Annotated in this window: 15 protein-coding genes; 5 read left to right on the top strand and 10 right to left on the bottom strand. The window is 67.2% G+C overall.

What is annotated here, in order from left to right:
- Positions 1–2 precede the first annotated feature (2 nt).
- The 7 genes from AC4D2R_RS03695 to AC4D2R_RS03665 form a co-directional block, all read right to left on the bottom strand.
- Positions 3–2,504, bottom strand: coding sequence for an alpha/beta fold hydrolase (locus tag AC4D2R_RS03695; RefSeq protein WP_490937622.1), 2,502 nt, complete (start codon positions 2,502–2,504; stop codon positions 3–5).
- A gap of 1 nt (position 2,505) precedes the next feature.
- Positions 2,506–3,255, bottom strand: coding sequence for an energy-coupling factor transporter transmembrane component T (locus AC4D2R_RS03690; RefSeq protein WP_490937619.1), 750 nt, complete (start codon positions 3,253–3,255; stop codon positions 2,506–2,508).
- A 4-nt stretch (positions 3,256–3,259) separates the two neighbouring features.
- Entirely contained in the window at positions 3,260–4,069 is an 810-nt protein-coding gene (locus AC4D2R_RS03685) for an ECF transporter S component (protein ID WP_490937617.1), read from the bottom strand.
- 110 nt (positions 4,070–4,179) lie between these two features.
- Positions 4,180–5,211 carry a nucleoside hydrolase gene (locus AC4D2R_RS03680; protein ID WP_490937615.1) on the bottom strand — a complete coding sequence of 344 codons (1,032 nt, stop codon included), beginning with the start codon at positions 5,209–5,211 and terminating at the stop codon, positions 4,180–4,182.
- A gap of 4 nt (positions 5,212–5,215) precedes the next feature.
- A complete protein-coding gene (locus AC4D2R_RS03675) occupies positions 5,216–5,869 on the bottom strand; it encodes a GntR family transcriptional regulator (RefSeq protein WP_490937613.1) in 654 nt (217 codons plus the stop codon).
- Positions 5,870–5,890: 21 nt separating this feature from the next.
- Positions 5,891–8,740 carry an aconitate hydratase gene (locus tag AC4D2R_RS03670; protein WP_490937611.1) on the bottom strand — a complete coding sequence of 950 codons (2,850 nt, stop codon included), beginning with the start codon at positions 8,738–8,740 and terminating at the stop codon, positions 5,891–5,893.
- Between the two features lie 174 nt (positions 8,741–8,914).
- On the bottom strand, positions 8,915–9,184 hold the full coding sequence (locus AC4D2R_RS03665; RefSeq protein WP_490937609.1) for a YegP family protein: 270 nt from the start codon (positions 9,182–9,184) through the stop codon (positions 8,915–8,917).
- A 105-nt stretch (positions 9,185–9,289) separates the two neighbouring features.
- Here AC4D2R_RS03665 and AC4D2R_RS03660 point away from each other — a divergent pair, with 105 nt between their 5' ends.
- Complete coding sequence (locus AC4D2R_RS03660; protein WP_490937607.1) at positions 9,290–9,715, top strand: very short patch repair endonuclease; 426 nt, start codon at positions 9,290–9,292, stop codon at positions 9,713–9,715.
- Positions 9,716–9,761: 46 nt separating this feature from the next.
- The gene (locus tag AC4D2R_RS03655) at positions 9,762–10,088 is read left to right on the top strand and encodes a hypothetical protein (RefSeq protein WP_490937605.1); all 327 of its coding nucleotides are present in this window, start codon (positions 9,762–9,764) and stop codon (positions 10,086–10,088) included.
- A gap of 102 nt (positions 10,089–10,190) precedes the next feature.
- Here AC4D2R_RS03655 and AC4D2R_RS03650 read toward each other — a convergent pair whose 3' ends face one another.
- Positions 10,191–10,949: an SDR family NAD(P)-dependent oxidoreductase gene (locus tag AC4D2R_RS03650; protein WP_490937603.1), complete on the bottom strand. Its 759-nt coding sequence runs from the start codon at positions 10,947–10,949 to the stop codon at positions 10,191–10,193.
- 164 nt (positions 10,950–11,113) lie between these two features.
- Here AC4D2R_RS03650 and fdhA point away from each other — a divergent pair, with 164 nt between their 5' ends.
- Entirely contained in the window at positions 11,114–12,364 is a 1,251-nt protein-coding gene (gene fdhA, locus AC4D2R_RS03645) for a formaldehyde dehydrogenase, glutathione-independent (protein ID WP_490901705.1), read from the top strand.
- 83 nt (positions 12,365–12,447) lie between these two features.
- On the opposite strand, the gene AC4D2R_RS03640 is transcribed toward fdhA, so the two are convergent.
- A complete protein-coding gene (locus tag AC4D2R_RS03640) occupies positions 12,448–12,918 on the bottom strand; it encodes an acyl-CoA thioesterase (RefSeq protein WP_490937601.1) in 471 nt (156 codons plus the stop codon).
- Between the two features lie 464 nt (positions 12,919–13,382).
- On the opposite strand from AC4D2R_RS03640, the gene AC4D2R_RS03635 reads away from it, so the two are divergent.
- Positions 13,383–14,084, top strand: a complete 702-nt coding sequence (locus AC4D2R_RS03635; protein ID WP_490937599.1) for a transglycosylase family protein — start codon at positions 13,383–13,385, stop codon at positions 14,082–14,084.
- A gap of 194 nt (positions 14,085–14,278) precedes the next feature.
- On the top strand, positions 14,279–14,488 hold the full coding sequence (locus AC4D2R_RS03630; protein ID WP_490901702.1) for a dodecin: 210 nt from the start codon (positions 14,279–14,281) through the stop codon (positions 14,486–14,488).
- Between the two features lie 134 nt (positions 14,489–14,622).
- On the opposite strand, the gene AC4D2R_RS03625 is transcribed toward AC4D2R_RS03630, so the two are convergent.
- Positions 14,623–15,126: a winged helix-turn-helix transcriptional regulator gene (locus tag AC4D2R_RS03625; RefSeq protein ID WP_490937597.1), complete on the bottom strand. Its 504-nt coding sequence runs from the start codon at positions 15,124–15,126 to the stop codon at positions 14,623–14,625.
- Between the last annotated feature and the right edge of the window lie 80 nt (positions 15,127–15,206).

Below are 15,206 nucleotides of genomic sequence, written 5' to 3'. Positions count from 1 at the left end.
CCTCAGGTTCCGTTGGTGTGCGGGCCGGCGTCGAGGACGGCCGCGAAGTCCGCCGGGCGGGCGGCGATCCACCAATGGCCCCCCTCAACGTGTTCAACGGTCAGCTCACCCACCTGCTCCTCGAGCCCAGCAGTGAGCGACGGCGAGAGGAAGGGGTCGCGGAGCGGGACGACGACGTGGACCGGCACATTGATGCGCCCGGGGGCCCGCCGCGCGGAAAAAAGCGTTCGGCGGTACAGGACGAGCCCGCGGGCCGGGTTCTCGCCGATGCTTCGGCCGGACAGATCCTCGTAGCGCGGACCCAGGTAGCGCCGCCACACCGCCTCCGGGAGCAGGGGAAGCTGGAAGGCGGCCACGTAGGAGCTTCGCAGCAGCTGGCCGGCAAGGCGGGGCCAGCTCCCGGGCCGGCGTGCGCTGCCGCGGATCCACCGCCGGAAGTGAAGCAGATCCGGCCCGGAGACACTCGTGAACCGTGAAAACACCCCCGCCCGCGGGTCCCGCAGCGCAGCCCAGGCCTGGATCGATCCCCAGTCGTGGCCCACAAGGTGCACCTGGGCAAGTCCGGTTGTCTCGATCACCGCGAACAGGTCATCGACGAGCGTTGAAAGCAGGAAGGCGCCCGGTCCGCCGCCGGCTACTGACTGGCCGGCAACCCTCGTGTCATAGGTGACGATCGTGAAGGTCGAGGCGAGCCGGCGGATCACCGGGAGGAACACCCGGTGATCATCGGGGTAGCCGTGGACCAGCAGCAGTGCGGGGACTCCGGGTGCGGGAGTGCGCCCGAATTCGAAGACGGCGAGCTGCGCGCCGGAGGAGGAAACGGTTCGTCGTCGGCCGCCCAGCTCGCCGAAGTCGGGTTCGGCCGGGGATCTGGCGCCGCTGCCCGTTGAGGGAGGGATTTCCGCGTTGCTGTCCATAGCCCCGGACCCTACCGCGGGTGTGCCCCGCGCGGGGGGGAAACTCGGCGGGAACCGGAGCGTGCCGCCAATGAGACGCCCGATGCGGTGGCAGACCGCCCGGGCGAACTCAGTGTCGTGGGTGGCCAGCACTGCCCCTCCCCCGGCAGCTGCATGGTCGGCGAGGACCCGGGCCAACAGGTTCCGCCCCCGTTCGTCGAGACCGGCCGTCGGCTCGTCGAGCACCCACAGCACCGGACCCGTGGCGATCAGGGAAGCGAGCGCGACGAGGCGCCGTTCAACGAAGCCGAGCTCGTAGGGATGGGACTGGGCGCGGTTCTCCAGGCCCACGGCCTCGAGTGCGGCATGCGCGGCGGTCTGCGCAGCCTCCCGCGAGGACCCGGCGGCCGATGGTCCGTAGGCCACCTCGCGCAGGACCGTCCGTTCGAAGAGCTGCTGGTCCGTGTCCTGGAAGAGGTAGCCGGCGGTGCGCGCGGGCTCACCGACGCTGCGCCCCCCAAGCTCTCCCCCGGCCAGGCGCACCGATCCGGCCGACGGGCGGAGCAGCCCATTGAAATGCTTGAGCAGCGTCGACTTCCCCGAGCCGTTGGCCCCGGTGAGGGCAATGATTTCACCGGGAAACACGGTGAGGTCGACGCCGTGCAGTCCGGCGGGAGGTTCTCCCGAGGGCTGCGGATAGGTGAAATGGACCCGGCTCAGCTGGGCCAGCGGGATTCGCTCAGCGATTGGCTTGGGATGAGGGGCGGGAACGAAGCGGGGAGGCTCGCCTTCGGTGCCAATGCCGTGGCGTGCCAGGTCGGCGTCCCGGGCCTCGGCGAGCGATCCGCTGAAGACCTGCCGTCCGCCGTCGAGCGCCAGGATCCGGGTGCCCGGCGGAGCATCCTGCGGGAGCAGCGGCTGGAGGAGCACCACACCGGTCCCCGCATCCCGCAGTCCGTCAAGGACGGCGGCAACCTCACGGGCCGCCTCCGGGTCGAGGCCTTGGTAGGGTTCGTCGAGCACGAGGATGCCGGGGCGCGCGGCAACGGCCCCGGCGATCACTGTCCGCCGCAGCTGGCCTCCGGAGAGCCTGCGCGGGTCCCGGTCAAGGAGTCCGGTGAGGCCGAGGTCCCCGGCCACAGCGGCAACGGTTTCCCGAAGCCGGTCCACCGGCACGCCGTGATTGGCGGGCCCGAAGGCGATTTCCTCACCGACCGTCGCGGACATCAGGGAGAGCTGGCTCCACGCCGACTGGGCGACGAACCCCACCCGGGCGCTCCACGCCGCCGGGTCGATCCGGGGGTCGTCGTCGGTGCCGGAGAAGTCGAGCCGCTGGCCGTCGAGCGCCAGGGTGCCCCGGAAAACGGATCCGGCGTCCCTGCCGGTCTGGCCGGCGAGCAGGTGGGCGAGCGTCGTCTTGCCCGAGCCCGACGCACCGACGACGACCACGAGTTCGCCGGGTGCGACGTCGAGGGCGGTGCCGCGCAGTGCAGCACCCTTCCTCCCCTGCCCGGTTCCGGCGGGCGCGTCCGGACCCTGCCGGGGGAAATGCGGCCCCTCGTCGGGGGAATCATCGTAGGCGAAAACCTCGCAGTGCAGGCTTATCACTTCAGGCTCCCCCGGCAAGCCACAGCACCGAGAAGACAAGGACGGCACCGGTCATCCCCCAGCGTGCTGCGGCCTGCGCGCGGGTGTCGGTGTCGGGGCGGTAGCTGGTGCGGGCTCCGGTGGCGGAGAACCCCCGGGCCTCGAGCATGCGCGCGCGTTCGGCCGCCTCGACAAGCAGGCCCAGCACCAGGGGAACGGTGACCATGAGCAACCCTCGAAGCCGCGAGATGAGGCCTCCGCGCACCACAAGGCCGCGGGCCTGCTGTGCCTGGGTGATCGCACGGGCCCGTTCGGCCACCTGCGGCAGCAGGCCGAGCGCCGAGCCGAGGAGGAAGACGAGCTTCCGGTTCCAGCCCTTGGAGGTCATCGCGGAGATCAGTTCGGGGATGCTCACGGTGCTTGCCGCAGTGAGCAGGGCACCGGCAAGCACCGCCAGGCGCAGGCCCATCGAACCGGCGAAGGAAAGCCCCTCGGCGGTCACCCGGGCAGGACCCCACTGCGCCAGCACGGTCGACCCCTCGGGGAAGAACAACCCATGGAGCACCAGTGACGAGGCAAGGAGCGGCCCCGCCACGACGGCCAGCGCCGTTCCGAGCTTCCGGGGCGCCCCGGAGAGGAGCACCGCAGGGAGGATGACGGCCACGAGCACCGCCAGGGAGAACTGCCAGCGGTTGATGACGAGGACCAGGACGACGAGCAGCGCCGCCGCCAGCAGTTCGGTGAACGGATGGAAGACCCGGCGCCGGGGCAAGGCGTTACCGGCCGGCGTGCGCCGTGCCTGCGAGCACGGCGTGGCGGCGCAGGAACGGGAACTGGCTGCGGGTCCGCCGCGGCAGGGAGTAGACGATGAGCGCGACAAGCGTGAACACGATCAGCTTGTCGATTGTGTCGGAGGTGAGCCCCTGCTTGGTCGCCGCCACGAGCAGTGAATCGCCAACCGCCCTGAACGCAGCAACGATGGCGTTGGTCCCCACGCTTCCGGCGGCACCAAACAGGAAGGCGGCCACGGGAGCTGCGACAAGCCCGCCGATCGCCCCGACGACGAGACCGGCCAGGGGCGCGAGGTAGACGCGCCGGAACATCCCGTACTGCGCGGCGAGGCCGGCGAGCAGGCCGATCAGGGCCGCCCCTGCGGCGAAGGGAAGCGCAAGGGGATTGAACAGCCCCCAGATGGCGTTGCTGAGCGCGCCCGTTGCGGCGCCCGCGGCGGGTCCGGCCAGGACGGCGACGAGCACCGTTCCAATCGCGTCGAGGTAGATCTGCAGCCCAAGGCTTCCGGCGGTCTGGCCGATCGCGATATTGAGCGCGATGCCAAGGGGCATGATCACGAGGGTGTTGGTGCTCAGCGTCGGCACGATTCCGGCAACGAGGAGCGCTCCTCCGCCGAGGAAGCCTAGGAGGCAGATCAGGGCGGCGGCGCTGCCGGTGCCACCGGCGACCTCGGAGGGCTGGGCCAGCACAAGGTAGAGGTAGGTCGCGGCGATCAGCACCGCTCCGGCGGCGGTCAGGAGGCGGCGGTGCGCGGAGGAGCCGCGCGAAGCGGGAAGGATCAGGGGTGAACTCATGGCAGTCCTCATTAGCGCGGGAAAGGCTTGGGAGTGCACCTCATGTCACCTCGGCGCGGGCCCGCGGCAGTGCGGGCAGTTAGTAAGTGTACCCGCGCATCGGCTCCCGTTCAGCCCCGCGACCTGGCGAGGGCCCCGACGCGGCGGACGAGCAGATCGAAGCATTCCTCGGGATTGTTGGTTCGGACCACGCGCGCATTCGGCGGTTGCTTCCAGAACCCGGCGAAATCCCCAACCGTCTGCCCCCGGGTGAGGGTGGAGGAGGTTTCGACGTCGACCGTTGCGGTGCGCGCGCTGAAGGAGGCTTCACCGGTGGCAACCATCGCCGCGAACAGGTCATGGAGGTGGGCGAGATAGCCCTGGTCGTAGCGGCGGTGGAATTCCATGTAGAACCGCAGCGCATCCGAGACCCAGGCGATCATCCGGTTTGAATTGGAGCTGCGCAGCCCTTCGGCGTCTTCGGCGCTGAGCACCTCCGGTCCGGCGCCCGCCGCGCGAGAGAGACGGTCGATATGTTCGGGGAGGCATTCGATGCGTTCGGTTGATTCGAGCGCGCAGACGATCGGCAGCTTCTCGGCCGGCAGCCCGCGGTAGGCGGCGAAGACTTCGCGCGCCGCGTGCGGATCGACCGAAACATTCCACTCCGCCACCGGCGTCGTGTTTCCGGGGTAGTTGAATGCCCCGCCCATGATGACGAGCCCGCGCAGCAGCGAGGGAAGTTCCGGTTCGGCGCGCAGCGTCAGGGCGAAATTGGTGAGCGGCCCGGTGATCAGGCCGGTGATCTGGCCCGGGTTGGCCCGTGCCGCCTCGACCCACACCTCGACGGCGTGCCTGTCCGAGACGCTGGCGGCGGCCGGCGGCACGACGGCGTAGCCCACGCCGTAGTCGCCGTGGGTCTCCTCGGTGGTCACCAGCGGTACCTGCAGGGGCACTTCGCTGCCGATCGCGACCTCCACCCCTTCGACGCCGGCAAGCTCGAGCAGGGCAAGGTTGTTCGCGGCAACCTGGGCGGCTGGGACGTTGCCCGCGGTGCAGGTGATCGCTTCGATCCGCACCCCGGGCGCGGCCAGGAGGTAGAGCAGGGCGATCGCGTCGTCGATTCCGGTATCCACGTCGAGCAGCAGCCTGGATTGGGGGTCCACGGCGCTACCCGGCTGCCGTGGTGCGCAGCAGGCGCAGGCGCAGCGTCCGCGCAGTTTCCATGTGGGTGCGGGCAATCCGTCGGGCGTCGTCGACCCTGCGGTCCGCCACCGCCGACACCAGGGCGGCGTGCTCGTCGAGGGACTCCTGCCAGCGGTTGTCGACCGAAAGCGTTGAACGCGGCGTATGGATCAGGTGGGTGGACAACCGTGCCAGCAGGTCGGTCAGCACCGGATTGTGGGTTGCCGCCCACACCGCCAGATGGAACTCCTGGTTGTACGTGATCTTCGTGCGGTCATCGGGATCGTTCGCCGCACGGTCACGCTCCAGAAGCGCTTCAAGGCGCATCAGCTCCGCCGCTCCGCGGCTGAGCGCCGCCTGCCCGGCGGCTTCCTCCTCGAGCATGACCCGCAGGTCGTAGATCTGGATGACTTCCTGCGGGTCGATCTGCGGAACCTGGAGCCCGCGGGCCGCACGCTCCAGGAGGCGCTCATGCTGCAACCGGCTGAGCGCCTCCCGGACCGGAGTACGGGAAACACCGAAGCGTTCGGAAATCACCACTTCGCGCAAAGCGGTGCCCGGGGGGTGGACCCCTGCAAGGATCTCCCCCCGAAGCACCCGAAAGATGGCTTCACCGTCCACCCGCGTGGACGCGTCCATTGACTCGGCCACGGTGCTGGGTCAGCCCACCAGTTGACGAAGCACGTACTGCAGGATGCCGCCGTTGCGGTAGTAGTCCGCTTCACCCGGAGTGTCGATGCGCAGGACGGCGTCGATGGTGATCGGCTGTCCTCCGTCGGCCGGAGTTGCCGTCACCTTGACCGTGCGCGGTGTCCTGCCCTCGTTCAGCTCGGTGACGCCCTCGACCGCGAACGTTTCAGTGCCGGTCAGGCCGAGGCTCTGGGCGGTTGCCCCTTCCGGGTACTGCAGGGGCAGCACCCCCATGCCGATCAGGTTGGAGCGGTGGATGCGCTCGTAGCTTTCGGCGATCACAGCACGCACCCCCAGCAGCGCGGTTCCCTTCGCAGCCCAGTCACGGGAGGACCCGGAGCCGTATTCCTTACCGGCCAGCACGACAAGGGGAATGCCCGCCTTCCGGTAGTTCTCCGCCGCGTCGTACACTGCCGCCTGCGGCGCGTCGGGCTGGCTGAAGTCACGCGTGAAGCCGCCTTCGACGCCGTCGAGCAGCTGGTTCTTGATGCGGATGTTCGCGAACGTGCCGCGGATCATCACCTCGTGGTTGCCACGGCGCGAGCCGTAGGAGTTGAAGTCCTTGCGCTGGACCCCGTGCTCAAGGAGGTAACGGCCCGCGGGCGTGTCTGACTTGAAGGAGCCGGCGGGGCTGATGTGGTCGGTGGTGACCGAGTCGCCGAGCTTGAGCAAAACGCGGGCGCCCTCGATGTTCTTCACGGGCTCGGCCTCGAGGGTCATTCCCTCGAAGTATGGCGGCTTCCGCACGTACGTGGACTCGGGATCCCACGCGAACGTTGCGCCGGCGGGCGTCGGAAGTGACTTCCAGCGCTCGTCACCCTCGAAGATCGTGCCGTAGCTCGAGGTGAACATCTCCTCGTTGATCGAGGAGTCGATGACGGACTGCACCTCGACGGGGTTGGGCCAGATGTCCTTGAGGAACACGTCGTTGCCGTCGCTGTCCTGGCCCAGGGGCTGGTTGTCGAAGTCGAAGTCCATTGTGCCGGCCAGGGCGTAGGCGACTACCAGCGGCGGGGAGGCCAGGTAGTTCATCTTGACGTCAGGGTTGATGCGGCCTTCGAAGTTCCGGTTGCCCGAGAGGACGGCCGTCACGGCGAGGTCGTTGTCCTGGATGGCCTTGGCGATCTCATCCTCGAGCGGACCGGAGTTGCCGATGCAGGTGGCGCAGCCGTATCCGACGATGAAGAAGCCCAGCTTCTCAAGGTAGGGGATGAGGCCCGACTTCTCGTAGTAGTCGGTGACGACCTTCGAGCCCGGTGCGACCGAAGTCTTCACCCACGGCTTCGAAGTGAGGCCCTTCTCGACGGCGTTGCGTGCCAGCACGGCGGCGGCGAGCATGACGGAAGGGTTTGAGGTGTTGGTGCAGGAGGTGATCGAGGCGATGCTTACCGCACCGTGGTCGAGCTCGAACTCGCGCCCGTCCTTCATTGCGACGTTGACCTTCTTGGAAGGCCGTGTCGCCTGGTCCGCCCCGGCGTGCACGGTTTCCCGCGGCTTGGCGTTCTCGTCTACGTGGGTGCCCCCTGCGGTGAAGCTCGGCGAATCGGAGGCCGGGAAGCTGAATTCCGAGGCTTCGTCGACGGTTCCCGCCGGCGATTCGGCAAGGTGCGGGTCGTCCGAGTAGTGGCTCAGGTCCTCACGGAACTGGCTCTTCGACTCCGTCAACGCGACACGGTCCTGCGGACGCTTCGGACCGGCGATCGAGGGAACGACGGTCGAGAGGTCGAGTTCGAGGTACTCGGAGAACTGGATGTCCTTCGACGGGTCGTGCCACAGCCCTTGTTCCTTGGCGTAGGCCTCAACCAGCGCCACGTTCTCGGCGGGACGCCCGGTCAGGCGCAGGTAGTCGAGGGTCACCTCGTCGATGGGGAACATTGCCGCGGTTGAGCCGAACTCCGGGCTCATGTTGCCGATCGTTGCGCGGTTGGCCAGCGGCACCTCGGCAACGCCTTCACCGTAGAACTCGACGAACTTGCCCACCACGCCGTGCTGGCGGAGCATCTCGGTGATCGTGAGCACGACGTCGGTGGCCGTTGCCCCGGCCGGGATCGAGCCGGACAGCTTGAATCCGACGACCCGGGGGATCAGCATCGACACCGGCTGGCCGAGCATTGCGGCCTCGGCCTCGATCCCGCCGACACCCCAGCCGAGCACGCCAAGGCCGTTGACCATCGTGGTGTGTGAATCGGTGCCCACGCAGGTGTCGGGGTATGCCCGCAGCACGGTTGTTCCATTGCTTTCGACCTCGCGGGTCATCACTGTGCGGGCCAGGTATTCGAGGTTCACCTGGTGCACGATGCCCATGCCCGGGGGAACAACCTTGAAGTCATCGAACGCGGTCTGGCCCCAGCGCAGGAACTGGTAGCGCTCACCGTTGCGCTCGTACTCGATTTCCATGTTGCGCTCCAACGCTCCGGCGTTGCCGAAGACGTCGATCTGCACGGAGTGGTCAATGACCATCTCCGCCGGCGCCAGGGGGTTCACCCGCTTGGGGTCGCCGCCGAGGTCCGCAACCGCTTCACGCATCGTGGCCAGGTCGACAACGCAGGGAACGCCGGTGAAGTCCTGCATGATGACGCGGGCCGGCGTGAACTGGATCTCCGTGTCCGGCTGTGCGTCCGGGTTCCATCCGGCGAGAGCGCGGACGTGATCGGCGGTGATGTTCGCGCCGTCCTCTGTTCGCAGGAGGTTTTCCAGCAGCACCTTGAGGCTGAAGGGGAGCTTCTCCGCACCCTCAACAGCATCCAGCCGAAAAATCTCGTACGACTTACCGGCGACATCGAGTACGCCCTTTGAGCCAAATGAATCCGCGGCAGTCATAACCTTCGCTCCTTAGCTTGAAAACAAGTTTTGCCCCTAGTCTAGTACCCGGTTTCGCTCACTGTATACATTGGTACACACGAGGCGGGTATCGTGGCGGGACGGGCCGGTCGGAGGGGGGGCGTAGGCCTTGGGTGCGACGGCCCCGAAGGCGGGGCCGCCTTCCCCGGCGGGCTAGATCGAGGCGCCGTTCCCCGCCGCGGTTCCCCGGGCGGCGGAGGCGGAGACACCGCGCAGGAACGCATCAGGAGCCTCGATGTCGCCCCTGCTCTGGTCGACAACCGGTCCGGTTCCGGCGATCTCGCGCATCAATTCAATTCCCGCGATTGCGTCCTGTTTCGTCGCATAGAAAGCGGAAACGGCAACCAGTGAACCATCCGGGGCGGTGAGCTTCACTCGGTAGCCGTCATCATGGGCGTCAACCAGTTTGAAATAACCAGCCATCGTCTTACCTCCTTGTAAGGGGCATTTTCCTCAAATGCGGTGCTTAATCATAAGCATACTTACTGGATTGTGGATCACCCAGTCCGCGGAGCCTAGGATCGATGCATGGCCGACACCGTCAGCCGCGAACAGCGCAGCCTCAACATGTCCCGGATCCGGGGCAGGAACACTCGGCCGGAGCTTGCCGTGCGTCGTGCGCTCCACCGGGCGGGCTACCGGTACAGGCTCCACGGCTCGTTCGCCGGGACATTCCTGCCGGGAAAGCCGGACCTCGTTTTTGCGGGCCGCCGCAAGGTGATTTTCGTCAACGGGTGCTTCTGGCACTCCCATTCGTGCCGCGCCGGGCAGCGGGCACCGTCAACGAATGCCGAGTTCTGGGCTCAGAAGCGGGCCCGCACTGTTGAACGGGACAGCGCGCAGGTCGCCCTCCTGCAGGAGATGGGATGGGAAGTGATGGTGGTGTGGGAGTGCCGGTTGAAGGAGCCGGCGTCAATACTTGAACAGGAGCTCGCGGCGTTCCTCGGCCCGTAGCGCCGCCTGGCCACCGACCGCGGGCCCGACGAAGGGAAGACTTATTGTGAGCAGTGGCATTGGAGCAGCAGGCGACGGAACCGAAGCCGTCCGCCCGGAGAAGGCCGACGCGCCGGTGAAGGACCCCGCGAACGGGGACGGAGAAGACAACCTCAGCGGCGCGGGAAGCGGACAGCCGACGCCGGACCGGCGCGGTTCGGCCCTTGAGCCCGGCGCAGGGCAGTCCGGGGCCGACGCGGCGAACATCCGGGAGCAGCAGGGCACTTCCGGCGGCGGAATGGTTCCGCCGAGCTTCACGGGAGAAGACGGGCCTGAGGACGCGGCGGATTCCGCGGGCGAACCCGGCCAGGACTCCGGGGACGACCGGGGGTGAACCGGCACCCGGGGCTGAACCGGCTCCCGAATCACCGGCCCCATGGGCGCCGCTCCTCGGACTACCCCTGACTCGAACTATCCCTAACTCCAACTACACAGCTCAGCGGCCCCGGTTGGCGAGCGCGGCAACGAGGGAGTCAGGGGCGGTGCGCGCCACAGCGGAAAGCACCTTGTACCGCTTGCTTGGGATTGATACGGCCTTGCCCGCGGCCGCGTCACGCAGTGCCTCCGAGACCACCTGGCCTGGTTCGAGCCACATCCACTGCGGAACCGAGGCCTTGTCAACGCCCATGCGGTCGTGGAATTCGGTGTGGACGAACCCGGGGCACACCGCGGTGACGGCTATTCCCTCCTTCCGGTAGGCGATATTGGCCCACCGGCTGAAGCTGATCATGGCCGCTTTCGCCGCACCGTAGGTATCCCGCGGGGTGAAACCGGCAACGCTCGCAACATTGATGACGCGACCGCTCCCCCGGCGCCGCATCCCCTGGAGAGCAGCGTGCATCAGCGCGATGGGCACCTCGACGTGGATTTTCAGGTGGCGCAGTTCGTCGTTGAGCGCGTTGTCGGCGAACGGCTTCTGCAGTCCGTAGCCCGCGTTGTTCACCAACGCCGTCACCGGAACCTCGGACGCCGAAAGACGGGCGATCACCCGATCCCGGCCGCCGTCGTCCAAGAGGTCCGCCGCAAGCGTCTCCACTTCAACACCGTGGGTGCCCCGAAGCGCCTTTGCGCTCTCATCGAGGCGCGCCGCGTCCCGTGCAACGAGGATGAGGTTCGATCCGCGGGCTGCAAGCTGCTTCGCGAATTCGGCCCCGAGGCCGGCACTGGCGCCGGTGATCAAAACAGTCTCAGTCATGGCTCCCACCCTGCCCTTTCCTGCAACGCCCTTGCAACCTTCAATCCGCTACGGTCGGACGGAGCTCCGCCTCACGGCCGAGCAGTGGAAGGGCGCATGGAGGAGCTCAGCGAGGAGGATCCGGTCAACGAGGACCGGACCGACTGTTACTGAAAGGGAAACCCATGCCTGGAAACAAAGCTGTTGCCTATAAGGCTCCCGGTGAGGTCGAGGTCATCGACATCGACTACCCCACCTTCGAGCTCAAGGACGGCCCGGGGGTTAATCCGGCAAACGTCGGGCGGCAGGTGCAACACGGAGTCATCCTCAAGACCGTAGCCACCAATATCTGCGGTTCGGACCAGCATATGGTCCGGGGCCGCACGACCGCGCCGGCCAATTTGGTGCTGGGTCACGAGATCACCGGCGAAGTGGTCGAGGTGGGCCGCGACGTCGAATTCATCAAGGAGGGCGACATCGTTTCGGTCCCCTTCAACATCGCCTGTGGCCGCTGCCGCAACTGCAAGGAGCGGAAGACCGGCATCTGCCTCAACGTCAACCCCGATCGCCCCGGAAGCGCCTACGGTTACGTGGACATGGGCGGCTGGGTGGGAGGCCAGGCGGAGTACGTCCTGGTGCCCTATGCGGACTGGAATGTGCTGAAGTTCCCGGACCGGGATCAGGCGCTTGAGAAAATCCTCGACCTGACGATGCTCTCGGACATCTTCCCCACGGGATTCCATGGCGCCGTGTCGGCGGGTGTCGGCGTTGGATCGACGGTCTACGTGGCAGGGGCGGGTCCGGTCGGGCTTGCCGCTGCGGTGTCGGCCCAGCTCCTCGGCGCCGCCGTCGTGATTGTTGGCGACCTGAACGCCGACCGTCTCGAGCGGGCGCGCAGCTTCGGCTGTGAGACAGTCGATGTCTCGAAGGGCGATCCGAAGGACCAGATCGAGCAGCTCCTCGGCGTGCCCGAGGTCGACTGCGGCGTTGATGCCGTGGGCTTCGAAGCCCGGGGCCATGGTTCGGGGTCAAGCACGGAGGCGCCGGCGACGGTGCTCAACTCGCTGATGGACATCACGGCCGCGGGCGGAGCGCTGGGCATCCCGGGGCTCTACGTCACGGGCGACCCGGGCGGCATCGATGAGGCCGCCAAGGTTGGCTCGCTGTCGCTCAGCCTTGGCACCGGCTGGGCCAAGTCGCTGTCCTTCACCACCGGGCAGTGTCCGGTCATGAAGTACAACAGGGGCCTCATGATGGCGATCCTCCACGACAAGGTGAACATCGCCAAGGCCGTGAACGCGAAGGCGATCCCGCTTACTGACGCCCCGCGGGGTTACGAGGAGTTCGACGCGGGAGCCGCGACGAAGTACGTCCTCGATCCCAACGGCTACCTCGGTACGCAGCAGGCCAGCATGGCGGGCTCTGCCCAGCAGTAGGACGAGAACACACTGGAGGGCAGCATACGGGGCGGCACCCCGGCTGCTGCCCTCCGGCGTGTCCGCACCCTGCTTGGGGAGCATCAGCCGAACAGAGGAGCCCCAAGGCGGGTGCGCAGTAGATCCCTTTGGTCAGCACTGAGCCGCACGAGTTGGCCGGTGGCGGCCCGGGCGAAGGCAAGAACGGTAGCCGCTTTCACGCAGACCTCCCCGTTCAGGGGATCGCGGACGAGGTAGGACAGCGTGATGCTCGCGGGCTTCACCTCGCTCACCCAGACGTCGACGACCGCTGGAATGTTGCGGTACTCAAGGGCGGCTGTGTACCGGACCCTGTGTTCGACGACGAGCGCCTGGACGTCGGCGTCGAGCGCCGAGAAAAACTCAACCTGCGCGGTCTGCCCGGCAGCTCCGGTTCCTGCCGGCTGGCCGAACACCCCGACGCGGGCCTCCTCGAGGAGCCGGACCACCGAAACGTTATTGATGTGGCCGTAGGCGTCCATGTCGCCCCAGCGGAGGGGCACCTGGCAGGTAAGCGCGGCAGTGGGAGTTTCCATGCTCCCGTTCTACAGGAACCACACCGGGGCACGCGCTTCACTGACGCGAGGCAGGCGCGGAACCACCTCGATTCCGGCTGGCGGAGCCGCCCGCGAGCGGCCATTCTCGGCCGGTTCGAGGCCCCGCCGGAGGTCCGTCAAGGGCCCACCGCGGGCGAAGTGTTCCAGACCGGGCGGCAGACTTCCAGTTTTTTTCCGGTTTTTTCTAAAAGTCAATCACCGTTTCATCTCGATTTGGCAACGATCGAATTCTCGCCTAGCGTAGGGGTGTTCCCCGCTCTGGGGATCGATAAAGGCTGCCGGTTCCAAACCGCGCGGCTGCATATGCCCGGTACCGCCTCCACCGCATGCTGCTCGTCAGGCGGATACCGAACCATGACCTCTATTCAGTCAAGGTGAGCAGCGGTACAAAGACGTCCGGGGACGGAACGAGTGCAGGTGGCCTTTTGGAGCATCGTACCCTCATGAAGAACTCAAAAACGACTCTTAACGCGCGCCGTGGCCTTGCCGTCGTCGCCCTCGCAGGCCTTGGCCTCGGTGCTTCGGCTGGTGCGGCAAACGCCGCTCCCGCCAGCGACTGGGACGCCCTCGCCCAGTGCGAAAGTGGCGGAGACTGGGGAATCAACACCGGTAACGGCTACTCCGGAGGACTCCAGTTCTCCCCCTCCACCTGGGCCGCGTACGGTGGATCCGGCTCCGCAGCCGATGCCAGCCGCGAGCAGCAGATTGCCGTAGCCGAGCGCGTTCTCGAGGGTCAGGGCTGGGGCGCATGGCCCTCCTGCTCCTCGCAGCTCGGCCTGAACAGCTCGGCGAGCACCGGCGGAGCGGTTCCGGCTCCGGCACCCGTTTCGGTCCAGCAGGCTCCTGTCGCCCAGGTACCCGTCGTCGAAGTACCCGTCGTCGAAGCACCCGTTGTCGAGGCCCCCGTGGTTGAAGCACCCGTGACCCAGGCACCTGTCGCCGAGGCACCCGTTGCCCAGGCACCTGTCGTTGCTGCTGCAGTCAGCGGCGAGACCTACGTCATCCAGTCGGGCGATACGCTCAGCTCCATCGCCGCGAAGCTCGGCGTTGCAGGTGGCTGGGAAGCACTGTACGCGGCAAACGCCGACACGGTCATCCACGCCGACCTGATCTTCACCGGCGACGTTCTGCAGATCCCCGCCTAAGGATCACCGTCTCACAACGCATCTCCCGATGCCTGAAAAGGCCCCGCCTCGCTTTGAGGCAGGGCCTTTTTTCGGTTAACGCCCGGTGGGTGCCCGCCGCAGGGCCTATGGACTCGGACTGCTTGACGTATTAGGGTTGCGGCCATCCGCATGGCGCCGCCGCTGGATGGCGGCAATTCTCTCCAGGAGGACAAATGGCCGGTCACACGTATCGCATCACCGAAATCGTTGGAACCTCGCCGGACGGCACCGACGCCGCAGTGCGAAATGCAATAACCCGCGCATCGGCCACGCTTCACAATCTGGACTGGTTCGAGGTCACCGAGATACGTGGGCACCTGAGCGAGGGAAATGTCGCCGACTGGCAGGTCACCATGAAGGTCGGTTTCCGCCTCGACGACTAACAGCGGTTCGGCCGCAGGTCCAGCCGCCTGGCCGGAAGGCTCGGATGAGCCTGCCGGTTAGGTTCTGCGGGACGGAGGCAGGGACGGTGGCTGCCTGCGGCCGTGGAAAAAGGCCATCGCTGGGGCGGGCGGGCTCAGCGGGCCCGGCTGCTGAGCAGCGGAGCGGCAAGGCGCACCGGCTGCTCGGAAAGCCATGGCATGACCCAGGCGACGTCGGGCGTCTCGAGCGCCAACTGGCAGGTTGCGCAGTACTGCCCGTCCGTCAGGACCGTGCCGCAGTCTGCATGGAGGACCCTCATCGGCCCGGTTGCCGCTTCGGAGCGGGTGTTGGACTGACCCCAGTGCGCCAGGCTCTCCAGGACAAGGCGAAAGTCCGCTCCCGCCTGCGTCAGCCGGTAATGCTGCCTCGTCCTGGCGCCGTCCTCGTAGTCCTCCCGCACGAGCATGCCGTCCTCGACCAGCCGGGTCAGCCGGTTGGACAGGATGTTGTCCGCGATGCCCAGCTGCTTTTTGAACTGATCGAACCGCGTGTAGCCCAGGATGGCGTTGCGCAGGATCAACAGGGACCACCGGTCTCCAAGGATGCTTGCAGCGCGTCCGATGGAGCAGGGGCCGGTTCTCCAGTCGATCGATCCCACTTTTCCGCCCTCTCACTTGCAACTTGCAAGCATTTTAGTCGAAGCGGCCGGCCCGTGCCGCTGTGCCTCCCGGTGCCAGT

This window comes from Arthrobacter sp. TJ-217, assembly GCF_058269255.1.
This window is presented reverse-complemented; position numbering and strand designations above follow the sequence as displayed.